This is a genomic window from Nitrosomonas sp. (assembly GCF_024282095.1).
Lineage (GTDB): Bacteria > Pseudomonadota > Gammaproteobacteria > Burkholderiales > Nitrosomonadaceae > Nitrosomonas.
The window spans coordinates 1-20,605 of sequence record NZ_JAMWZS010000043.1 but is presented as its reverse complement, the minus strand read 5'-3'; the positions used below and the strand labels follow the sequence as shown (position 1 = coordinate 20,605).

Sequence of the window (20,605 nt, the reverse complement as noted above, 5' to 3'; positions counted from 1 at the left end):
CAAACCGGCCAAAGAATACACGGTCGCGGCTACTGCGCATGACAATAAAACGTAGCGTGCCGCGCGCTCGATCAGAACAGGTTTGATCGGCTGCGAGTAAGATACTCAACATCGGGAATATCATTAGCGCAAAATGCCAAAATACGCCGAATTCAGGGATGGGCCAATGCTGTATTGAACCAAAGCCAATCAAATCGAAGAAACTGAATTCTGTCTGTAATTCCTTTTCCTGAACCAACAGCTCAGCAGCAAATCGAATCGGATACAGTAAAATAAAATACCAAACGACCACAAAGGTTACCAATGGTAATATACTTTTTGGGGTAGCAAAGCCTCTTTTGAGTTCAAATGCGCTGATGAGCAAGAGGTGATTCAAGAAATTTGGCTGCATGGTTTTTTTATTTGACTTGTAGTCTTGCGTTTACCTTGATCGGAAATTCTGAGTATTTTACCTTGATTGCATAGATCAGCCGGAAATTAACCTGGGCAAAACAATTTTCGATACGCATTGTATCTACCCACTTCGGCAGCAAGTAAGTATGCTTCGCACTAAACCGTGCTTAATCATGAGATACTTATTTCAGTATTTAACAATCACTATCAACAACCAATTGAGAAAGATCTATGACCACTCCTTATATGTACCAAACGTCCATACCCGTTTTTAAGCAGTTATTGAACAGTTTGAGCGCCATTTTGACCAAGGCTGAAGCCTACGCAACCGAGAAAAAATTTGAACCGGCAGTATTGCTGAATTCTCGGCTATATCCTGATATGTTTCCTTTAATCCGCCAAGTGCAAGTCGCTGCCGATTTTGCCAAGAGTGTATCAGCGCGGCTGGCGGGTGTTGAAGTGCCGGCGTATGAGGACAACGAACAGACCTTCGCGGATTTGCAGGCGCGAATAAGTAAGACTTTATCATTCATTGGAAGCCTGACACCTGCGCAATTTGAAGGTAGCGAAACGCGTGAAATTGTGTTACGTCCTGGCACGCCAAAAGAGAAAAAGCTGATTGGCCACAATTATCTGATCAACTATGGTTTGCCGCAATTTTTCTTCCATGTCACCACTGCTTATGCAATTTTGCGGCACAATGGCCTGGAAGTTGGTAAGGGCGATTTTATGGGTACTTTTTAAGTCCTGCTGCAAGATTCACCGGCACATTTCTTATGGATGTCATGGAATCCCACATTCATTCCGCATTAATTGCCGGGGGTTGCCGACTCACCCCAGCCTACCGGGCTGGATGGTATCGCATGGAGCCTGAATACGCGACCAAGAAAATCGTTCGGGTTGCGATCGCCGCTAGAAGTTTACACTGAGCTCCTACATAATATGGCACTCGCCAAAATCGCTATTAATCATTAATTGTTGCAGTTGGTTCTTGAATCCACCCTGGTTTTGGTTTGTAATTGATCACTATTTAATCTATCGAAATCATTAATGCCATCATCTGAGCAATCTGAAACCCAGCAAAACAAACAGCAGGCACTGGATCAACAGTCAGCCGATCTATTATGCTTGCACGATTCACCGATTGTGCGCGCCATGTATCTGGGTGCCGGTTTTCTGGCATTATTCCTGGGAGTGCTGGGCGCGGTTTTGCCGGTACTGCCAACAACGCCGTTTATACTCTTGGCGGCCGCCTGTTTTGCACGCGGTTCGGAACATTTTCATCGCAAGTTATTGGAAAATCGGATAGCCGGTCCAATTATTCTTGAATGGCGTATGTATCGCAGCATTCCCGGTAATGTCAAACGATGGGTTTATGTGTTGATGGCATTGTCATTCGGCAGTTCTATTTTAATTGTGCCTGAATTATGGCAAAAGATGATGCTGGTTGTGATTGGCAGTATCTTGGTCTTCTTCATCTGGCGTATTCCAGTGCGCGAAGTTTCCGATAATTAAACGCTACTTGCCATTTTCCAGTAAAGCTTCAGCAACAGATGCTTACTTCTTACGCAGAAATTATCCGGTAGTGCGCAGTTGTTGTCATGCGCAAGGGTAGTCTTAGTTTCTCTACGTGCCGGTTTTTCGCTCACATGCTTTTGTCCTACATGATATCAGGAATAAACCTATCAACTAGGTGATTGTTCTATCAAATATTATTCCATTAATAGCGTTTCGTTTGGCTTATTTGTTTCAAAAGAACCCTAAAGCAAAAGGAGGATTTGTCATAGGAACGATCCTGCTTTCCTAACAACTATAGTGAGTGAGCAATGAGGATAAATGAGCCAGTTACCCAGAGAGACATGGGTATGAATAATGATTGTGAGATTATTTCCACAACCAATTTAAAGGGTGTTCTCACATCAGCAAACGAAGATTTTATTAGAATGAGCGGCTTTACGTGGGAAGAGCTCGAGAACAAAAATCATAATATCATTCGCCATTCTGATGTGCCACCGGAAGCTTATGTCATGTTATGGGACGCGCTAAAAGCCGGCAATCCTTGGATGGGAATGGTAAAAAACCGCAATAAAAATGGCGATCACTATTGGGTTGATGCATTTGCCAGTCCACAATATGAAAACGGCAAGATTGTTGGCTATCAATCGGTTCGGGTAAAGCCGGAGAAAGCATGGGTTGATCGGGCTGAAGCCTTGTACGCCAAGATCATGTCAGAAAAATCAGCGGATGATAAACGACGCTCTAAAATTGATGCAATTAAATTAACACGATTTTCTATCAGTCTGACCGCAAAAATTGCACTGACCGTATCGAGTGTTTTTGCTTTTATTTTTGCAGGCTTGGCAGCTGCCGGACAAATTTCACTGCTTTTTGCCTTATCAGGTTTTATAGCTGGTAGCTTGGTAAGTTCTGCCGTGATATACCAGATGTTAAGTGGACTGCGTAATTTGGCTGCAAAATCAGAGAAAATTGCCAATGATCCTTTAGCACGGTTTGTTTATACCGGCAGAAATGATGAATTGGGGCAACTGGAATATGTACAGATATTTCAGAATGCAAAACTTCGTACCGCCATTGGGCGTGTCAAAGAGTCATCTTCAGTGCTGGAACAAGCTGCGGATGAAATAGCGCACGGCAGTGTGGATCTCTCGAGCCGCACGGAAAATCAAGCATCCAGTCTCGAGGAAACAGCATCCAGCATAGAGGAAATTACCGCTACGGTGCAGCAAAATGCAGAAAATGCGAAACAAGCTAATCTGCTCGTGCAGGATACACGTCAGCAGGCAGAAAAAAGTGGATCCGTTGTCTCCAGTACCATGCGCGCGATGAGCGAGATTAATGACAGCAGTAAGAAGATCGCGGATATTACCAATGTCATCGATGAAATTGCTTTCCAAACCAATCTGCTGGCACTGAATGCGGCTGTAGAAGCTGCGCGGGCTGGGGAACAAGGTCGCGGTTTTGCTGTGGTCGCCAATGAAGTGCGTAACCTGGCCGGTCGCAGTGCTGAGTCTGCAAAACAAATCAAGGACCTGATTAGTGATAGCGTTGCCAAAGTTGAGAGCGGTTCACAATTGGTTAATCAATCGGCGGAATCGTTAAGAATGATTAATGACGGTGTGAAGAAGATTGCTGATATCGTCGGAGAAATTTCTCAATCTTCTCAGGAACAGGCCAATGGAATTGAGCAAATTAATCAAGCTATCATGCAAATCGACGAAGTGACACAGAAAAATGGGCAATTGGTGGAAAAACTAACGTCATCCAGTAGCGCGATGAGTCAGAAGGTTAAAATGCTTTCCGGCTTAGCAGATCAATTCAAATCAGAAAGCAGATAAGTTTTCACTGCTGATATCCGGCCGGGATTGGGGTATCTGGGAGTCCGACAGGGTCCTAGTTTCGGCACTTTTCATATAAAATGAACATTTCTGGTGTTTGGCGGTTTTTGATTTGATAAAGACTTGATTCAAGATAGTCTCCGTAAAATCTAAAAAATGGCAATTGTCATGACTGAGTCAGAAAAGATGCAAGTTATTTTATTTCCAATTTCAGCAGGTAAGGTTGAGTTGTAAGCTCATTCCCAATAATTATTTGATAATCACAGGCTAGCATACTGATATGGATGAAGAAAATAAAATAACTGATTTTGACTTTGATGTATGGTCTCAGATGGCGCGGCAAGATCCGGAGAAATTTGAGGCCATGCGCCAACAGTTGATCGATGACTTGATAGCGCAAGCGCCATTGCATCTGAAACAACGGATGACAGGCTTGCAATGGCAAGTAGATCAAGTCCGTAAGCAAGCAAGTAACCCAATGGCCGCTTGTTTACAGATCTCTCAAAGAATGTGGGACAATGTCGTGGGAGAAAAAGGGTTACTGGATGCATTTCAGGAACCTCAAAAAATATTGAGTGCCATTAAAAATGAACCGACCGGCAAGATTCTCTCGTTTGACAGATATAAGCCGGGTAAATAAGTACAATTTGAAGATTTAATCGTATTGCGTTTCAAATACCTTCCCTATTTTCCCATCTGATGGCGCATGGCCCGGTTTTTTAAAAAAGTCCCTCGCAGTAATATAAGCGTTGCAATCAGCGAGCAAAAAGGTGTGCGTTCGCTACATTTGGGTGGCGATATGATACAAAGCGCCATGCGAATAGATGCGCCCAATGCGCTGGAATTGTTCTATACCCAATGCATGATGGGGTTTTTATTGTTTCATCCAGCGCCTTCTCATATCTTGATGATTGGCTTGGGTGGCGGTTCGTTGGCAAAGTTTGTTTATCATCAGATGCCTCAGACTAAAACTACCGTCGTTGAAATTAATCAGCAAGTGATCAGCACGGCCTTTAATTATTTTGCATTACCGGCGGAGGATGAGCGTTTTCAAGTCATCCATGCGGATGGCGCACAACACATCAATGATCACCCGCTCAGCACGGACATTTTGATGGTCGATGGTTTCGATGACGGCTGCCAGATTGATACTCTGTGTAGCCAGGAATTTTATGACCGTGCACGTGCGGCTTTGTGCAAAAACGGCATATTGGTAGTGAATCTGCTGAGTCGCGATAAACACCTCGATACCTATATACAGCGAATCAGCGATAGTTTTCAGGGGCATATTGTTGCCATGATGGCCGATGTGCGCGGCAATTTAATTGTGTTTGCGTTTCAACACAGTCCGGGAAAAGTAGCCTGGAAAACACTTAAAGCCCGTGCTAAAAAGTTGGAAGCAATATATGACTTGCCGTTTTCCGACATGGTGATCAAACTGCGAAAATATAATGACTGCTATCCAATTCACTTGGAAATCTAGATTTCCGCCAGTGTTCTTAAGGAAACTCTGAATAACTCATGTTTGTCATTCCGAACAAAGTGAGGAATCTTTGTGAATCAATGTTATAGATTTCTCGCTGTGCTCGAAATGACAGTTATTCAGAGTTTCCTTAATCAACTGAGGGACTATATAGTCAATGGCGTCTGTGCTAAAGTTTGTTTTTTTTACAGTACTAAAGAATAGGTTGAATGATGGATTATAGTTACGAATCTGAGCATACGAAGTTTATGCGTGAATTACTTGAGAAAAACCCGCAACTCGAATCCAAACGACTAGAGGCACGAAGTATGTGGTGGGATAAAAAGCTCGATAAAGAAGAACAAAAGCGTTTTAATGAATCCGATGATCCTATGAAACCGTATGTTTATTTTGGTGGATAGGTTTGGGAAACTATCTGCATTGCCGCTACGGTGTTAAAAACAGGCTCAAAATCCTCATTGATTACGCATAAACTGCACTTTCTCGCCTGTTTTTGCTTTTTATCGGCTTGCACACATCTCATCGATCCCATAGAAAAGCCGCAATGGTATGAAGAAAAGCTCGCCGGGGAACATGTGGTACTGGCAAGCTGTGTCATCCACAAACTGCAATCGGATGGCAGGTCGTTCATGCGCAACCTGCAATTCAGAAATCGCAGGTATTCTGATATCGATGCATCAGAAATCCATGCATTGGATACACGATACCTGCGTAATACGGTTGCGACTTATGCTCCTGACAATCCGGACGCTGTACCTATTTATGCGGGAGCGGCTACAGAAACCCTGTCGTATGCGCACAGAAACGCAAATAATGAATCCGCATATGCGTTTGCCCTAATGCTAAAGAAGATTGATGATACGACAGTGAATGCAACGCTGAGGGGCGATCGATATTTTGCTGACATTGCCTGGAAAATTCTGCAAACATGCGTCACTTCCACAACTCGCCCCTACTGATTCACTTTTGCTTGACACAGCTTGTTAAAGATCCCGAATTAGTTGCCCTAATCTGTTAATTATTATTTCCGGATTTGGCAAGTAACACATCCAGTGCACGTGTGCTCAAAATTCGTTTGAGTACGCCAAACAGATAAGTCGGGAATGTCACATAGTAGCGGGGTTGAGGTTTGGCGGCTTCCAGCGCATGGATTACCCGTTCAAGCACCGCTTCGGGTGGCAATGTGAATGGCACAGCGGGCCCGGGCTTGTTTAAGCGCGTCAACACTCCTCGGTACTTTTCACGGTGAAAGCTGCTGTTGACGTCGATATATTTTTCCAGCGCTTTGACTGCATTCATGCGAAACTGACTGGCAATCGGCCCCGGCTCAATCAAACTGACATAAATATTACTGCCGCGTAATTCCAGCCGCAGCGTATCGCTTAACCCTTCAATCGCATATTTTGATGCATTGTAAGCGCCCCGGAAAGGCAGCGCAACGAAGCCCAGCACCGAGCTATTCTGGATAATTCGGCCGTAACCCTGCCGGCGCATCACCGGTATCGCCAGATTGGTCAATTCCTGCCAGCCAAACACGTTGGTTTCAAATTGCGCACGCAAAGCATCACGATTCAGATCTTCCACCGCGCCCGGTAACCCGTATGCGCCATTGTTAAACAATGCATACAATTCACCATTGGTGCGGCGCATGACTTCCTCAAAAGCAAAATGAATCGAATTTGAATCGGTTAAATTCAGGTGAAAGCTCTCTAAACCTTCGGCCAGGAGCATGTCAACGCTTTCCCGCCGTCTGGCCGTAGCAAACACGCGATAGCCTCGTGCGTGCAAGGCTTTGGCGACACAGTAACCGATTCCGCTTGAGCATCCGGTGATTAATATGGTTTTTTTCATTGGTTCAAATTTACCTGTAACTAATTAATTTTGTGGTTTTATCATTTCTCATCACTTGACAATGGATTGAATGCAAAGATAGCATCCATTGATGAAATTGATGATTCAACCTTTACCCCAATAGAAAATAACATAACCGAAGATCATTCATGGCAAAAATTTTATTCCGACTCAATGGTGTTCCCGATGATGAAGCGAATGATGTACGCGAGTTATTAGCCGACAATGCGATTGATTTTTATGAAACATCAGCGGGCAATTGGGGCGTGTCGATGCCGGCCATCTGGCTTACCGATGAGAGTCAGTTCCAGAAGGCGCGCGCATTACTGGATGCCTACCAAAATGAACGGACCGACAGGATGCAGGAAGAATATGCGCGTCTGAAACGGCAAGGTAAACATAAAACCCTGATTGATGCAGCGATGCAGAATCCTGTGCTGTTTACGGTCCATTTAGCGCTTGCAATGCTGGTGATTTATTTGTCTGCCAGACTGGTTCTGGATCTTGCGCCATAAAAGAACATTAACGCATTGATCAATATTCCCCGGTTAATACGGTATGATAGTCATCCAAGTCCTGTTTTATCCATAAACATTCTAAGAAGGAGAAAAAACATGAAATATACACTGAAAACCATTGCCGCCGTACTGATCGCAACGCCGCTTTATGCCCACGCCGGTGGGGATCCTGAGCACGTAAAATTTCCTGCAGGTTATGAAAAAACCTTTACAAAATATGCCACCATGAATCGCGCCAATCAAACGCAGGTTGCCAAGCTGTATGCTAATGAAGCCGCGATTTCCAGTTATACCCAAGGCCAGAAAAGTGCTTCGGGTGCTGTCGTTATCATGGAAATTTATACGCCTAAAAAAGATGCGGACGGTAAACCGATTGCGGGCAAGGATGGACTGTTTGAAATAGACTCGCTGTCAGCGGTTGCTGTGATGGAAAACAGAAATAATTGGGATGCCGCTTTTCCCAAAGAGAATCGCACCGGTGATTGGGGATTTGCCGTGTATAACCCGGATGGTACCGCTAAAAGCAACGACCTGAACTGTGTGCAATGCCATACGCCTTTACAAGCACAGGATTATTTGTTCACGTATCAGAAACTGGTTGATTTTGTAAAGAAATAGCAGGTTCCAGATAATTGCTGATCTGATGATCCTTGACGTAGGTAAAGATCATCAGATCCATTTGATTTTTGTTGCAGTCAGCGGCTATTTCAGGCTACTCATATCCTGATTCAATTTGGTTTTACATTGCTGCTCCTTACCTGCCAGATCAAGTACACCAGCAGTCCTCATACATTCATTATATTCAAATAAAATATCATTCTTTTTCTGCGCCAGCTCAATCGAGGCTGCCAGTTGCTTGACTTGCTTGGTGACAGTTTGCGCGATTGTCGTGCCCGCTTCATCGATACTGTCTTTAGCGGCATCTATCTTTTTCAAGGATTCTTGGTTGGTTCTATTTGCCTGCTGAGAGAAAGCTTGATTAGCTTTGCTGGAGTAATTTCTTAATTCATCAATATTTTGTTGTGTGATGACTGCCAGCTTCTCTTGGTAATTGTTGAGTTCACCTTGAACAAAGGTATTGATGCCTTCTTTAAAATTATCCAATGAACTATCAATCTCTTGCTTGAATGATTGCATTTTTGTTTCAACCAATTGATTGATATCGCTATCCAGCCGTTTCACGATGGTCTCAGAGATTTTTTCAATGGGAGGACGGGATTCAATAATTTCGGTTTTTGTTTCATTCAAGCTGGATTTGATTGTATCCGCGAGTGATTTTTGCTTGTCATCAATTTGATTGAGTGAATTCTTTTCGTTCTCGGAAATCAACCAGGAAACAAGAATAAGATCTTTTTTCTTATTCCGATCGAGACCACGGATCAATTCATCCAGAATATCGGCGGAGACTTCCTTGTTTGCGATGTCATTCATGTGATTCAAATTGGCGGAATTGAGCAACCCTTGCAAACTGTCGTGCATTTCATTGACATTGGCATCCGCTCTGGCCAGCGCGGTTGCCTGGCGCAACAATTCATAAGGCAAGTAAACCAATGTCAGTGCCAAACACAGCGCATACGCAGAAAATCTCCATTTTCTGAATTTTATTAAATAACTGAGCCAGAATAATCCGATGATCAGAAGAACAGAGGGCGTCAGAATGGATACAATATCCAGCCAACTTCTTCCGATGAGCACATCAAAGGAAATAAAATTTGTTACTTTAGCGATAAATTCGTTCATCAATCACTCCTCTATATGACGAAAAAAGGCATTAACATGAAATTGTTTTTTTGTATTTCTGTAGGCTAACTTGCAGAATATTGATAATTTATCACGGGATAGCCCATCGATTGTATAAACTTTTTAATAAGATGGTTAGCGATAAGTGTTTTCACAGCATCGGGAAATAACATGCAAACAGCGTATATCAGTCATCCGGATTGTCTCAAGCATGACATGGGCAGCTACCACCCCGAGTGTCCGCAACGGTTGGTGGCCATTGAGAATCAACTGCAGGCCACTGGCCTGTTGGCACAGCTCCAACGTTATGATGCGCCGCTGGCGACGGTAGAACAACTGGCGCGTGTGCATACACAAAGTTACATAACAAGCATCCGGCAGGCTGCGCCAGCCGCCGGATTGATTGCGCTTGACGCCGATACTGCGATGAATTCGTTCACACTGAATGCGGCATTGCGTGCAGCGGGAGCGGCGGTGCTGGCAACCGATTTGGTGCTGAGCGGGAAAATGAACAATGCGTTTTGTGCCGTTCGACCGCCGGGACATCATGCCGAATCGGATCGCGCCATGGGATTTTGTTTATTTAACAATGTGGCCGTGGGAGTGGCGCATGCGATCCAACACTATCACTTGCAACGAGTCGCGATTGTGGATTTTGACGTACATCACGGTAACGGCAGCGAGGAAATTTTTCGCGATAATCCGCATGTCATGCTGTGTTCCACTTTTCAGCATCCTTTTTATCCCTATTGTGGTGCGGATAGCGGCAATCAGCGCATGATCAATGTGCCTTTGCCGCGTGGCGCCGACGGCACGGTTTTCCGCAAAGCAGTAACCGATATTTGGTTACCGGCATTGGACGCATTTAAACCCGAGATGATTTTTGTATCCGCCGGCTTTGATGCGCACCGCGATGATGACATGGCGCAACTGCAGTTCGATGACGACGATTATGTCTGGATCACGCAGCAGATTAAAGCCATTGCGAACAAATATGCCAGCGACCGTATCGTTTCAGCGCTGGAAGGCGGGTATGAATTGCAAGCGCTGGGGCGTTGCGTTGCGGCGCATATTCGGGTGCTGAATGCGGATTGATCAGGTCTTGGCAATAATTGCTTGCAATTCCTGAAATAACGAGCGAAAGCTTTTAGGCGGCTTGTCAGCCGCTTTTTCCTTTTGCGCATTACGGATCAATAATCTCAAGTGCTGTAAGTCAGCGGCAGGGTACTTTTCCGCGAACTCAGTCAATGCATGCTCATCCGTCAGCAAGCGTTCGCGCCAGCGTTCCAGCTGATGCAGTCGGGCTGTTTGGTGCACTGATACTTGTTGCCAGGCATCGAGCTTTTCCTGAATCGGCTGCATGTCGACTTCTCGCATCAATCGGCCTATGTATTGCATTTGCCGGCGGCGTGCACCATGTTTAGTCATCGGACGGGCAAGGAGGATGGCATCGAGTAAAATTTCCGGCAAATCGAATTCATTCAATTTCTTTGGATCCAATTCAACCAATTGTTCGCCGATTTCCTGCAAGGCGTGCATGTCTTTTTTGCGCCGTGTTTTGCTCGGTGCAGCATCCTGTTCGTGATCGTTTTCTGGGGTATTTTGCACGGTATCCTGTGTAATGCGGTGTCGAGAAGCTGTTATCATAGCGCTTTATCAGGCCGTTGAAAAACTATCTGCGTTGCCGCTACGGTGCTAAAAACAGGTTCAAAATGCTCATTTATCACGCATAAACTGCGCTTTCTCGCCTGTTTTTGCCTGGTTCGGCTGCCTCGAAAACATTCTTCAACGGCCTGTGATAGGGGTGCGATCCCATGTGATTTGTTTTTTTCATTAAAAAATTATTTTTCTTATATTCCATTTAGCCTGAATTTTCAAAGATATTTATGAACAATCTACTCGCTTCTGATTCCCGGTTTTCTTATCCGCTCGGCACACTCCAGCAAATTGCCCGTGATATTTTGGTGCACGCTAAACAAGGTGGGGCGACTGCCTGTGAAACCAATGTTTCCGATGGCTTTGGCCAAACTGTCACAGTGCGCCAGGATGCGGTTGAAACGATTGAATATAATCGGGATAAAGGATTGTCAGTGACCGTTTATATTGGACAAAAGCGCGGCAATGCCAGCACGTCCGATTTTTCGCCGCAGGCCATCAGCGATACGGTTGCCGCAGCATTGTCGATCGCCCGCTATACCGCTGACGATGATTGTGCCGGATTAGCCGATGCAGAATTATTGGCACAAGATTATCCGCAGCTGGATCTGTATTATCCCTGGATGCTGTCTGTCGAGGAGGCCATCGAGTTGGCAAAACAATGCGAACAAGCAGCCTATGCGGCGGATAAGCGCATTACTAATTCCGAAGGTGCAACGATTTCAGTCAGTGAATCTCAGTTTATCTATGCGAATAGTCTCGGTTTTATGGGCGGGTATCCGTTATCGCGTCACAGCATGAGTTGCGCCGTGATTGCTGAACAGGGGGATAGTAAACAACGGGATTACTGGTATAGCGTTGCGCGCGATGCTGCTGATCTGGAATCACCGGAAATGATCGGGCAGAAGGCAGGTGCACGCAGTGCGGCGCGCTTGGGCGCGCGAAAAATTGCGACGTGTGATGTGCCGGTATTATTTGAAGCGCCGATTGCCTCCGGCTTGATCGGGCACTTTGCTTCTGCAGTGAGCGGTGGCAACCTTTATCGGAAATCTTCCTTTTTGCTGGATAGTATCGGTCAACAGGTTTTTGCACCGGATATTCAGATCCTCGAATTGCCGCATATTCATAAGGGCCTGGCCAGTGGTGCATTTGATGATGATGGGGTGGCAACGATTGATCGCAAAGTGATCGAGAATGGCATTGTACAAGGCTATTTTCTGGGGTGTTATTCAGCACGCAAACTGGGGATGCGTACCACCGGGAACGCCGGCGGTACGCATAATCTGATCATGCACAATGCAACACCGATGGATTTCAAAGCGATGTTGAAGAAAATGCATACGGGCTTGCTGGTGACCGAATTATTGGGCCACGGCGTCAATGCCGTCACCGGTGATTATTCGCGGGGCGCTTCAGGTTATTGGGTTGAAAATGGTGAAATCGCTTATCCGGTCGAGGAAATCACTATTGCCGGCAATTTGAAGGAGATATTCCGGGGAATACTGGCCATCGGCAATGATGTTGTGGTGCGTGGATCGAAACAGAGTGGATCGGTTTTGATTGATCGCATGACCGTTGCGGGCGATTAACAGGCCGTTGAGAAATGTTTTTGAGGTAGTCGATACCAGGCAAAAGAAGCGGTAAATGGGGTTTCGTTGCGCTGATGATGATTTTGCTATTTCTTTTTCAGTATGAAGATAAACTCATCGGTTGTTTCTGATAAAGACAATAACTCATTGCCTGTTTGATCTGCAAAAACCTGAAAATCGATCACGGAGCCCGGATCCGTTGCAATAATTTTCAGAGTTTGCCCGCTGATCATTGCGGACAATGATTGTTTGGTGCGTAAGATGGGCAATGGACAAACCAAGCCGCGCGCGTCTAATTCTTTATCAATGTGCATTGTCTGATGACAGCGAAAATGCCTGTCTTTAAACTCGTTGTGTCAATCAGCTTTGTGAGCGAACGACCAAGCACTCCATCTTCTGGCGGGATAAGTTTTGGCAGGCAGTACGCGCTTGATTTTCCTGCAGCCCTACCAATCGGGCGCGATACAGTTTGCGATTACTGACTTCCACTTCCGTGATCACCACTGCGCCGGGTATCCAGCGGGTGGCAGCTTGAGCCTGTGTTTGAGCGCGGTCATGTTCCAAATAAGAACCAATCTGTACTTCCCAACTTTTGTTATTCATCGCGGCAATTTTTTGTGGCTCAGCGCGTGTATCTGTTTGCGCGATTTTTGATAGCGCGGCAGATTCAGGTGTTTTATGCAGCACGGGAGCAGGTTTGGATGCAGGAATCGAAGCACTGACTTTCTGCACAGTAACCGGCGCTACATGAGCATTATTGGTATTACTCGCTACTTGGGTTGCGATTTCCCGGGTGAAACTACGATTGAGTAATTGTGCCATCTGTTGATCGCGGGCAGCGGCAGTATGTCCACCCATCACCACCGCAATAACGCGGCGGTCACCGCGCTTGGCGGAAGTGGCCACATTGAACCCTGAAGCACGAATAAAGCCGGTTTTCAGGCCATCCACCCCCTGCGTGTTACGCACCATACGATTGTGGCTGTTGTAGGTGGTGCCTTTGTAACTGAAGGAGCGGGTTGAAAAATAATGATAGTGTTGCGGAAAGTCCTTCATTAACCGCGCGGACAAGGTCACTAAGTCACGCGCCGTGGTTTTTTGCTCGCTGTTGGGCAGACCGGAAGCATTACGGAAAGTGGTGGAGCGCATTCCCAGCTTATGGGCTTTATCAGTCATCATACGCGCAAAGCCGACTTCGGTATTACCCAGCGCTTCAGCCACCACGGCGGCTACATCATTGGCGGAGCGTACAATCAGCGCGGGAATCGCATCGCGCACACTGATCGTGTCACCTGTTTGCAGATTGATATTGGTTGATGGCATAGAGGCTGCATGAGCTGATACCGGCATGCGGGTATCCAGAGTCATTTTGCGTTGCTCTAGCGCTTCGAACAGCATATAAAGCGTCATCATCTTGGTCAGTGAAGCCGGGTAACGGCTGGCATCGGCATTCGATTGATGCAGCACTGCGCCCGTATCCGCATCAATGACGATAGAAGCATGCAGAGGACTCGCATGTGTTGGGTTTGTCGCGAAGAGCAGGAATATTGCAGTGAGGATAAAGAATCCTCTTTTATTGATACACTTAAGGTCCATTGTTTGCCTAATCCATTATTAGAGGTGCCTAATATTCTATAAATATTACCTTTAAGACCATTTTCATACAAATGTAATTTTTACAAATGCGGAATAAGAGCAATAAATAGCCTTAAATTCAAGGTCAAAACATTAATTTGGCGGTTTCCTCAGCAACTTCGATAATATTATGAAGGGCTTATTGAAACTATCAGAGCGGTCCTTTAATCAGAGTCATGCATTTGGGTCTGTAATTAATGCTTGAACTTTGTTAGTAAACGTGTATCTTATTCAAGTCTTTTGGATTCAAGTTGTGAAATGTGATGCTTATGGTTGACCTTTTTTCCTTGATATTCGATGGCCACTACGGATCACTGTAGATGTAATTTATTAATTATTAAGGAAATAAAGATGGCAACAGGTATTGTAAAATGGTTCAATGACGCTAAAGGTTTTGGTTTTATTACCCCGGATAACGGTGGAGAAGATTTATTTGCACACTTCTCTGCAATCAACAGCAATGGTTTCAAATCATTGCGCGAAGCCCAACGCGTTACCTTTGATATAACGACAGGCCCTAAAGGTAAACAGGCATCAAATATTGTGCCTCAGTAAAAATTCTGAGCATCAGTAAATAAAAAAGCCCCGGATTACCGGGGCTTTTTTATTGGTGGGATTAGTCGATCGCGAGCTTTACTTTATCTTTTTTGCTTCTTCTTGCGCACGTATTCTTGGTTTAGATTAAAGTGTTTCTTCTTGTAACGATTTAAGGAAACTCTGGACAACCCGTATTTGTCATTCCGAACGTAGCGAGGAACCTTTAGTAGTCAATAACATAGATTTCTCGCTGTGCTTGAAATGACTGTTATTCAAAGATTGCTTATTTAAACTGAATGTTTCGAGAAGCAGGTTTCCAATAGATTATTTCAAATTAACAATCCACTTCTGATACAACCGCTCAGCCACCGCATTCAGCGCCGCCACGCGCTCAGGCAAATTCTTTTCCATCTCAGCGATGGATTGTACCGACGGCTCATTCAAACTGGCGAGTTCTTCCGCGCCGACACTGCACCAGTCAATGACCAGGCGTTCGGTCATTTCTACATGGCATTGCATGCCTAAGTGCATGCCCATTGCGAAGGCTTGATTTTCGCAATATGGGCTGGATAGGATGCAGGTGGCACCTTGCGGGATGCTGAACGCTTCGCCGTGCCAATGAAACGCTTGAAAAGTGGATAAGCCATCAAACCAGGCGTGGGCAACCGGATTATCCGGCACGCTGACTTCGCCCCACCCCATTTCTTTGACCGGATTCGCACTGACAACACCGCCGAGCGCTTTGGCCATGAGTTGTCCGCCCAGGCAATGACCCAGTACAGGCATATTCACGGCAACCGCTTGGCGGATCAGCGACAGCGAGTTTTCAATCCAGGGTAAGTCGTCATTGACGCTCATCGGCCCGCCCATAAACACCAAGCCACTGAATTCATCGATATTGGTCGGAGGAGATTCTCCTGCATCGATTTTAATTAGCCGCCATGGAATATGATTGTTGTCGAGAAATGTGGCAAAATAGCCTGGCCCCTCAATGGGCAAATGTCTAAAAATTGCAACCGGCTTCATGGAATTTTCCTGCCATAACTTTGAATGATCTGATAACGAATTTTAGCTTGTTTTGCAGCAAATTTTCTGCTGAAAATCCAGGCAAATTTTCCTTGGATACCTGTGAAACACATATACATCACCAACCGTAGTACCCTGAATGTCATTCTTTCGGAATGGATCGCCCCATGTCAGTAAAGCAATATACATTCGCTGATTTGGTGCGTATCGAGCAAGTACGCAAGATAGAGTCCGCCAAAGCGGAAGATTTGTCATACGCCAGTATTCAGGATATGCCGAGGACTGCCGGTGGTGATTTTAATTATGCCGATTTCATCCAGCGATTGAATACGCGCGCCAAGCGTTTGATTCAGGAAAACACGCTGAACGATGCATTGCAGCAGCCGCGCCTGCAATTCATCCGCGCCCGCCGAATTTGTCTGGCGCTTGCAGTGATTCTGGGTGGATTGGCCGCCAGTCAGGCGGTCAGTGAATCCGCCACGCTGAATATTTACTGGCTACTGGCGGTGCTGCTGGGATTTAATTTGATTTCCCTGCTGCTGTGGCTATCGGGCATCACCCTGAATTTGCAGAGCCTGAGCAGCGGCATCGTGGCGCAATTGGCCAGTTGGTTGCCATACCGACATAAGAAAGATCCGACGATTGCATCGCTTGCATCGCACGCCTGGTGGGAAAGCTGTTTAACCGGTGATGTCGGCAAATGGCGCATCAGTGTGTTGACGCATCAGTTCTGGTTGGTTTACTTAAGCGCCGGCATGATATTGCTGATATTGCTGATGCTGGCTAAGCAATATAATTTCATTTGGGGTACCACATTGCTGCCGGACAGCAGTTTGCCCAGGTTCACGCAAATTCTCGGCACGCCGCTGCAAGCGATGGGATTGACAATACCGGACGATCCGCAAACGATTGCGAGCAGAATTGGAGTCGGCAAACAGGATGCCGACACACGTACCGCGTGGGCTACCTTCCTGATCGGTACACTGTTGGTTTACGGCATATTGCCGCGTCTTTTGGTGCTTGGTCTTTCGTTAATCATGCAAAAATGGAGCGAACACCGGCTCAAGCTCGATCTTTATTTGCCCTACTATATTGAATTACGTCAGCGTTTGATGGCGCGCGAAGTTAAGGCCGAGGTTATTGATGCCGATCCGCACGCCGGCACCAAACCTGCCGAAGTGACGCCGCCGCCGGCCAATGTCGCCATTCCGGCCAATGCTCAAGCGTTCGGCATTGAACTGGATGCGGCAACGCACTGGCCTGAATCGGTCACTTGCCGCTTGAACATCGTCGATCAGAATTCTCACGATGAAGCCATCGTACTGATAAAAAATCTCGGTGGTCCGTTATTGCTCGGCGTGGCAGCGCATCGATTGCCTGATCGCGGTGTGCAGCGCCTGATCAAGGAACTGGTCGACAGCAGCAACGAGAAATCCTGGCTCATCTTGTTGAGCAAGTCATCGGCTCCGGTAGCAAGCGCACGTGAATTCGCCTGGTTCCGCCTGGCGGAAGCCTGCGGTATCCCGGCAGAACATGTCATCACCCGATAAATCATGATCGTCAAAAATCCTCATCGCCTGGATCATCATGCATTATTGAATATTGCCGTGGTCGGACATACCAACACCGGTAAAACATCGCTGATCCGCACCATGCTGCGCAGTACCGAATTCGGCGTCATTGAAGATGCTGCGGGCACCACGCGGCATGTTGAGCAGGCGACCATTGCTGCTGACAATGAGCCGATTCTGAATTTGTATGACACGCCCGGCCTGGAAGATTCCAGAGCCTTATTCGCGCACATCAAGAAACTGCAAGCAAAATCAAGATTATTGCTGCCTGCGCAAATACTGGAGCACTTTGTTACGCATGTTGCCGTCAATGATCCATTGGAACAGGAAGCCAAAGTGATCCGTCAGGTGCTGCGTAGCGATATTCTTTTATATATCATTGATGTGCGTGAGCCGTTTCTGGAAAAATACCGCCTGGAGCTGGATATACTGACGCAATCCGCCAAACCGATCATTCCGGTCTTCAACTTTATCGCCGAGCACCAGCCGGAACTCGCCAAATGGCGGCAACATCTGGCGGTCTACCACATGCATGCCACGCTCGAATTTGATACCGTGGCGTTTTCTTTTGAGGCCGAGAAGCGGCTTTATCAGAAAATACAGACATTGGTGGAATCTCATTACACTCCGCTGCAGAAACTGATTGATTACCGCGCAACATTATGGAATCAGCTCTGTCTATCGGGTGCCAAGCGGGTGACTGAGCTGATTGTGAACGTCGCTTGCTATCGCGAAAGCAAAACAACCAAAAATAACCTGATTGCTGATTCGCTGATCGAAAACCGGTTGCATGATTTTGTCCGCAAAGCCGAGCAACGTTGCTTGCACGATTTATTAGCCATTTTCAATTTCTCGGATAAAGATGTCGCGATTCAAAAAATCCCGGTCAGCGACGGCCAATGGCAATTGGACATTTTTGCGCCCGGTATCCTGAAAGCCTATGGCTTGGATGTCGGCAGCGCCGCAGCCAAGGGCGCCGCTGCGGGTGCCGGTATTGATTTGATGGTGGGTGGCATGAGCCTGGGTGCAGCCAGTGCACTGGGTGCCATTGCCGGCGCCGGCTGGTCGACCTTCAGACGCTATGGTGATGAAATCAAGGCAACTGTCAAAGGCACCAAATGGCAATGTGCCGATGAGACCACGCTGCAGATATTGTATCTGCGCCAAAAACACTTGCTGAAAAAACTGATGCACCGCGGCCATGCGGCGCAGGATACCTTGCATGTCGACAAAGCCGATAGCGAAAAACTACCGGATAATTGGCACAAGATAACGAGCGCCTTACGTCAGAATCCTGCCTGGCAGGAAGCTTCTGTCGCTCGCAATAATAATCCGCAATTCCAGGAAATTGAGGCTAAACTGGTGGGCTCGTTACTGGATGAGCGCTAGCAGGCCATTGAAAAACGTTTTCGAGGCAGCCGATACCAGGCAAAAACAGGCGAGAAAGCGCAGTTTATGCGTAATAAATGAGCATTTTGAGCTTGTTTTTAACACCGTAGCGGCAACGTAGATAGTTTTTCAATGGCCTGCTAGCGTAGCGGTTGTATATATAGATAGAGGAACCCGTAGATGGATTTGTTAACGCAAGGATTGCTCGGCGCCACGATGGCACAGTCGGGTGCCAAGCAACAGGAAACGCGCTTGGCAACCGGTATCGGTTTTTTTGCCGGCGTTGTTGCAGACGCGGATATTCTGATTCAATCATCGAATGATCCGCTACTGACTATCGAGTTTCACCGGCATTTTACGCACTCGCTGTTTTTTGTACCGCTGGGTGCTTTGGTTGCAGCACTGCTGCTGTGGCCCTTTTTGCGCAGACGCTTGGCTTTTGCCCGCTTGTATTTATTCACTTTGCTGGGTTATTGCTTGAGCGGTGTACTGGATGCGTTTACCAGCTACGGCACGCACCTGCTGTGGCCGGTCAGCGATGAACGCGTGGCGTTGAATATCATTTCTGTATTGGATCCGGCTTTTACGTTGATTTTGCTGATTGCCGGGGTGATTGCCTTCAGGAAATACAGCCACACGGCGGCACGTGTCGGGTTATTGCTGGCTGCTGCTTATCTGTCGTTCGGCTGGGTACAATTGCAACGCGCCGAAACAGTGGCTGAAACATTGGTTGCCGAAAGAGGGCATCACGCGGAAGAACACCTGGTAAAGCCCACGCTCGCCAATTTGGTGCTCTGGCGTTCCATCTATCAATTTGAAGGTAAATTATACGTGGACGCCATCCGTGTCGGCTTATTTTCCGAACCTCGGATTTACCCGGGCGAATCCATTGAGAAATTTGTTCTGGAGCGCGATTTGAGCGCATTGCCGACGTCATCGGTGCTGGCGAAGGATATTGCGCGCTTTAGCCATTTCTCGGCGGGATTCCTCGCCATTCGTCCGCAGCAACCCAATGTTCTCGTGGATGTGCGTTATTCCAATTTACCCATGACCTTGGCGCCGCTATGGGGCATCGAGATCAACCCGGAACAACCGGATCAGCATGCGAAATATATGCTCTACCGCGATGCATCGAGTGCAACTCGCGAGAAATTCCTGACGCTGCTGATGGGTGAACATATTTTGGATTGATTTGACTTGAATCCGCCGATACCAGTGCGGAAGTGCAGGTTATGCGTGATCAATGCGCATGTTGCGCCGGCTTTTAACACCGCAGATCGTTTTTCAAAGGCCTGGTCAAGCTGAAAACACAGATAACAGTGTACAATTTAAAAATTGGTATCAAAGAAATAAAATTTTCCTGCAGATAAACTCGCAAACTAAGAAGTGCGAAAAGGATGAGTGTCATGAAGAGATTAATTACGGCTGTATTTTTGACTGCTGCTACCACGTTATCAGGTTGTGCAACATCATCGGGAAATTATCATGCACCTTATATTTCACCCACGCAATTCCAAAGTTATAGTTGCAGTGAACTATCCGCAGAGATTGAACGCATTCAAACCAGAGTCAATCAATTAATGGGAAAACAAAACGGCGACGGCACGACGAACGACAAATGGACGCTCGGTACGGATTTGTCACTGTCATGGGCGGCACTGTTTGCGCTGGGTGGAACCAAAGAACAAGAAGCTGAGTATGCCCAACTGAAAAGCGAGTACGATGCGATTCAGCGGTCGGCATACGCAAAAAAATGCCCCGATGCAATTCCACCCATCGATAACCCGCCTGAATTTGATCCCAACCTGGTAAAAGAATTGCGATCCGATAAAGCGACTAGTCATCAATAGTTCACACCCCG

Annotated in this window: 22 protein-coding genes and 1 pseudogene; 16 read left to right on the top strand and 7 right to left on the bottom strand. The window is 46.6% G+C overall.

The annotated features are described in order from the left end of the window. A pseudogene (locus tag Q0K92_RS11225) lies at window positions 1-376 on the bottom strand (hypothetical protein); the annotation flags it as partial. A 248-nt stretch (window positions 377-624) separates the two neighbouring features. On the opposite strand from Q0K92_RS11225, the gene Q0K92_RS11220 reads away from it, so the two are divergent. From Q0K92_RS11220 to Q0K92_RS11190, 7 genes are all read left to right on the top strand, one after another. Further along, window positions 625-1,137, top strand: a complete 513-nt coding sequence (locus tag Q0K92_RS11220; protein ID WP_297325892.1) for a DUF1993 domain-containing protein — start codon at window positions 625-627, stop codon at window positions 1,135-1,137. 306 nt (window positions 1,138-1,443) lie between these two features. Further along, on the top strand, window positions 1,444-1,908 hold the full coding sequence (locus Q0K92_RS11215) for a YbaN family protein (RefSeq protein WP_297325891.1): 465 nt from the start codon (window positions 1,444-1,446) through the stop codon (window positions 1,906-1,908). Between the two features lie 311 nt (window positions 1,909-2,219). After that, a complete protein-coding gene (locus Q0K92_RS11210; protein ID WP_366084352.1) occupies window positions 2,220-3,749 on the top strand; it encodes a methyl-accepting chemotaxis protein in 1,530 nt (509 codons plus the stop codon). Between the two features lie 280 nt (window positions 3,750-4,029). Further along, the gene (locus Q0K92_RS11205; RefSeq protein WP_297325889.1) at window positions 4,030-4,389 is read left to right on the top strand and encodes a DUF3135 domain-containing protein; all 360 of its coding nucleotides are present in this window, start codon (window positions 4,030-4,032) and stop codon (window positions 4,387-4,389) included. Window positions 4,390-4,455: 66 nt separating this feature from the next. Continuing rightward, on the top strand, window positions 4,456-5,232 hold the full coding sequence (locus Q0K92_RS11200; RefSeq protein ID WP_297325888.1) for a polyamine aminopropyltransferase: 777 nt from the start codon (window positions 4,456-4,458) through the stop codon (window positions 5,230-5,232). 212 nt (window positions 5,233-5,444) lie between these two features. After that, the gene (locus tag Q0K92_RS11195; RefSeq protein ID WP_297325887.1) at window positions 5,445-5,633 is read left to right on the top strand and encodes a DUF3460 family protein; all 189 of its coding nucleotides are present in this window, start codon (window positions 5,445-5,447) and stop codon (window positions 5,631-5,633) included. Between the two features lie 30 nt (window positions 5,634-5,663). Next, window positions 5,664-6,191 (top strand): hypothetical protein, encoded by a 528-nt coding sequence (locus Q0K92_RS11190; protein WP_297325886.1) that lies wholly within the window; start codon window positions 5,664-5,666, stop codon window positions 6,189-6,191. Window positions 6,192-6,246: 55 nt separating this feature from the next. Here Q0K92_RS11190 and Q0K92_RS11185 read toward each other — a convergent pair whose 3' ends face one another. Continuing rightward, on the bottom strand, window positions 6,247-7,083 hold the full coding sequence (locus tag Q0K92_RS11185) for an SDR family oxidoreductase (RefSeq protein WP_297325885.1): 837 nt from the start codon (window positions 7,081-7,083) through the stop codon (window positions 6,247-6,249). Window positions 7,084-7,232: 149 nt separating this feature from the next. Between Q0K92_RS11185 and Q0K92_RS11180 the strand changes: the two genes are divergently transcribed. Together Q0K92_RS11180 and Q0K92_RS11175 are read left to right on the top strand one after the other, a co-directional pair. After that, the gene (locus Q0K92_RS11180; RefSeq protein ID WP_297325884.1) at window positions 7,233-7,598 is read left to right on the top strand and encodes a DUF6164 family protein; all 366 of its coding nucleotides are present in this window, start codon (window positions 7,233-7,235) and stop codon (window positions 7,596-7,598) included. A 99-nt stretch (window positions 7,599-7,697) separates the two neighbouring features. After that, a complete protein-coding gene (locus tag Q0K92_RS11175; protein ID WP_297325883.1) occupies window positions 7,698-8,219 on the top strand; it encodes a cytochrome P460 family protein in 522 nt (173 codons plus the stop codon). Between the two features lie 84 nt (window positions 8,220-8,303). Here Q0K92_RS11175 and Q0K92_RS11170 read toward each other — a convergent pair whose 3' ends face one another. Next, a complete protein-coding gene (locus Q0K92_RS11170) occupies window positions 8,304-9,341 on the bottom strand; it encodes a hypothetical protein (protein WP_297325882.1) in 1,038 nt (345 codons plus the stop codon). A gap of 171 nt (window positions 9,342-9,512) precedes the next feature. Here Q0K92_RS11170 and Q0K92_RS11165 point away from each other — a divergent pair, with 171 nt between their 5' ends. Further along, window positions 9,513-10,436 (top strand): histone deacetylase family protein, encoded by a 924-nt coding sequence (locus tag Q0K92_RS11165; RefSeq protein ID WP_297325881.1) that lies wholly within the window; start codon window positions 9,513-9,515, stop codon window positions 10,434-10,436. On the opposite strand, the gene yjgA is transcribed toward Q0K92_RS11165, so the two are convergent. Further along, complete coding sequence (yjgA, locus tag Q0K92_RS11160) at window positions 10,437-10,988, bottom strand: ribosome biogenesis factor YjgA (protein ID WP_297325880.1); 552 nt, start codon at window positions 10,986-10,988, stop codon at window positions 10,437-10,439. It lies immediately after the preceding gene. 239 nt (window positions 10,989-11,227) lie between these two features. On the opposite strand from yjgA, the gene pmbA reads away from it, so the two are divergent. After that, window positions 11,228-12,586 (top strand): metalloprotease PmbA, encoded by a 1,359-nt coding sequence (gene pmbA / locus Q0K92_RS11155; RefSeq protein WP_297325879.1) that lies wholly within the window; start codon window positions 11,228-11,230, stop codon window positions 12,584-12,586. An 86-nt stretch (window positions 12,587-12,672) separates the two neighbouring features. Here pmbA and Q0K92_RS11150 read toward each other — a convergent pair whose 3' ends face one another. Further along, window positions 12,673-12,900, bottom strand: coding sequence for a sulfurtransferase TusA family protein (locus tag Q0K92_RS11150; protein WP_297325878.1), 228 nt, complete (start codon window positions 12,898-12,900; stop codon window positions 12,673-12,675). A 46-nt stretch (window positions 12,901-12,946) separates the two neighbouring features. Further along, window positions 12,947-14,182 (bottom strand): D-alanyl-D-alanine carboxypeptidase family protein, encoded by a 1,236-nt coding sequence (locus Q0K92_RS11145; protein ID WP_297325877.1) that lies wholly within the window; start codon window positions 14,180-14,182, stop codon window positions 12,947-12,949. A 390-nt stretch (window positions 14,183-14,572) separates the two neighbouring features. On the opposite strand from Q0K92_RS11145, the gene Q0K92_RS11140 reads away from it, so the two are divergent. Continuing rightward, window positions 14,573-14,776 carry a cold-shock protein gene (locus Q0K92_RS11140; RefSeq protein ID WP_110338391.1) on the top strand — a complete coding sequence of 68 codons (204 nt, stop codon included), beginning with the start codon at window positions 14,573-14,575 and terminating at the stop codon, window positions 14,774-14,776. A 306-nt stretch (window positions 14,777-15,082) separates the two neighbouring features. Here the strand turns inward: Q0K92_RS11140 and Q0K92_RS11135 are convergent, their stop codons facing one another. Beyond that, on the bottom strand, window positions 15,083-15,784 hold the full coding sequence (locus Q0K92_RS11135; protein WP_297325876.1) for a type 1 glutamine amidotransferase: 702 nt from the start codon (window positions 15,782-15,784) through the stop codon (window positions 15,083-15,085). Window positions 15,785-15,951: 167 nt separating this feature from the next. Here Q0K92_RS11135 and Q0K92_RS11130 point away from each other — a divergent pair, with 167 nt between their 5' ends. From Q0K92_RS11130 to Q0K92_RS11115, 4 genes are all read left to right on the top strand, one after another. Next, window positions 15,952-17,334 (top strand): DUF2868 domain-containing protein, encoded by a 1,383-nt coding sequence (locus Q0K92_RS11130; protein ID WP_297325875.1) that lies wholly within the window; start codon window positions 15,952-15,954, stop codon window positions 17,332-17,334. A 3-nt stretch (window positions 17,335-17,337) separates the two neighbouring features. Continuing rightward, window positions 17,338-18,744, top strand: a complete 1,407-nt coding sequence (locus Q0K92_RS11125) for a GTPase/DUF3482 domain-containing protein (RefSeq protein WP_297325874.1) — start codon at window positions 17,338-17,340, stop codon at window positions 18,742-18,744. A gap of 180 nt (window positions 18,745-18,924) precedes the next feature. Continuing rightward, window positions 18,925-19,935 carry a metal-dependent hydrolase gene (locus Q0K92_RS11120; protein ID WP_297325873.1) on the top strand — a complete coding sequence of 337 codons (1,011 nt, stop codon included), beginning with the start codon at window positions 18,925-18,927 and terminating at the stop codon, window positions 19,933-19,935. A 215-nt stretch (window positions 19,936-20,150) separates the two neighbouring features. Continuing rightward, window positions 20,151-20,594 (top strand): hypothetical protein, encoded by a 444-nt coding sequence (locus Q0K92_RS11115; RefSeq protein WP_297325872.1) that lies wholly within the window; start codon window positions 20,151-20,153, stop codon window positions 20,592-20,594. The last annotated feature ends 11 nt before the right edge of the window (window positions 20,595-20,605 follow it).

Bases quoted from the DNA above. Each gene is read 5' to 3' on its own strand.
- Q0K92_RS11220 (WP_297325892.1), top strand. From the start codon at position 625: ATGACCACTCCTTATATGTACCAAACGTCCATACCCGTTTTTAAGCAG.
- Q0K92_RS11215 (WP_297325891.1), top strand. From the start codon at position 1,444: ATGCCATCATCTGAGCAATCTGAAACCCAGCAAAACAAACAGCAGGCA.
- Q0K92_RS11210 (WP_366084352.1), top strand. From the start codon at position 2,220: ATGAGGATAAATGAGCCAGTTACCCAGAGAGACATGGGTATGAATAAT.
- Q0K92_RS11205 (WP_297325889.1), top strand. From the start codon at position 4,030: ATGGATGAAGAAAATAAAATAACTGATTTTGACTTTGATGTATGGTCT.
- Q0K92_RS11200 (WP_297325888.1), top strand. From the start codon at position 4,456: ATGGCCCGGTTTTTTAAAAAAGTCCCTCGCAGTAATATAAGCGTTGCA.
- Q0K92_RS11195 (WP_297325887.1), top strand. From the start codon at position 5,445: ATGGATTATAGTTACGAATCTGAGCATACGAAGTTTATGCGTGAATTA.
- Q0K92_RS11185 (WP_297325885.1), bottom strand. From the start codon at position 7,083: ATGAAAAAAACCATATTAATCACCGGATGCTCAAGCGGAATCGGTTAC.
- Q0K92_RS11180 (WP_297325884.1), top strand. From the start codon at position 7,233: ATGGCAAAAATTTTATTCCGACTCAATGGTGTTCCCGATGATGAAGCG.
- Q0K92_RS11175 (WP_297325883.1), top strand. From the start codon at position 7,698: ATGAAATATACACTGAAAACCATTGCCGCCGTACTGATCGCAACGCCG.
- Q0K92_RS11170 (WP_297325882.1), bottom strand. From the start codon at position 9,341: ATGAACGAATTTATCGCTAAAGTAACAAATTTTATTTCCTTTGATGTG.
- Q0K92_RS11165 (WP_297325881.1), top strand. From the start codon at position 9,513: ATGCAAACAGCGTATATCAGTCATCCGGATTGTCTCAAGCATGACATG.
- yjgA (WP_297325880.1), bottom strand. From the start codon at position 10,988: ATGATAACAGCTTCTCGACACCGCATTACACAGGATACCGTGCAAAAT.
- pmbA (WP_297325879.1), top strand. From the start codon at position 11,228: ATGAACAATCTACTCGCTTCTGATTCCCGGTTTTCTTATCCGCTCGGC.
- Q0K92_RS11150 (WP_297325878.1), bottom strand. From the start codon at position 12,900: ATGCACATTGATAAAGAATTAGACGCGCGCGGCTTGGTTTGTCCATTG.
- Q0K92_RS11145 (WP_297325877.1), bottom strand. From the start codon at position 14,182: ATGGACCTTAAGTGTATCAATAAAAGAGGATTCTTTATCCTCACTGCA.
- Q0K92_RS11140 (WP_110338391.1), top strand. From the start codon at position 14,573: ATGGCAACAGGTATTGTAAAATGGTTCAATGACGCTAAAGGTTTTGGT.
- Q0K92_RS11135 (WP_297325876.1), bottom strand. From the start codon at position 15,784: ATGAAGCCGGTTGCAATTTTTAGACATTTGCCCATTGAGGGGCCAGGC.
- Q0K92_RS11130 (WP_297325875.1), top strand. From the start codon at position 15,952: ATGTCAGTAAAGCAATATACATTCGCTGATTTGGTGCGTATCGAGCAA.
- Q0K92_RS11125 (WP_297325874.1), top strand. From the start codon at position 17,338: ATGATCGTCAAAAATCCTCATCGCCTGGATCATCATGCATTATTGAAT.
- Q0K92_RS11120 (WP_297325873.1), top strand. From the start codon at position 18,925: ATGGATTTGTTAACGCAAGGATTGCTCGGCGCCACGATGGCACAGTCG.
- Q0K92_RS11115 (WP_297325872.1), top strand. From the start codon at position 20,151: ATGAAGAGATTAATTACGGCTGTATTTTTGACTGCTGCTACCACGTTA.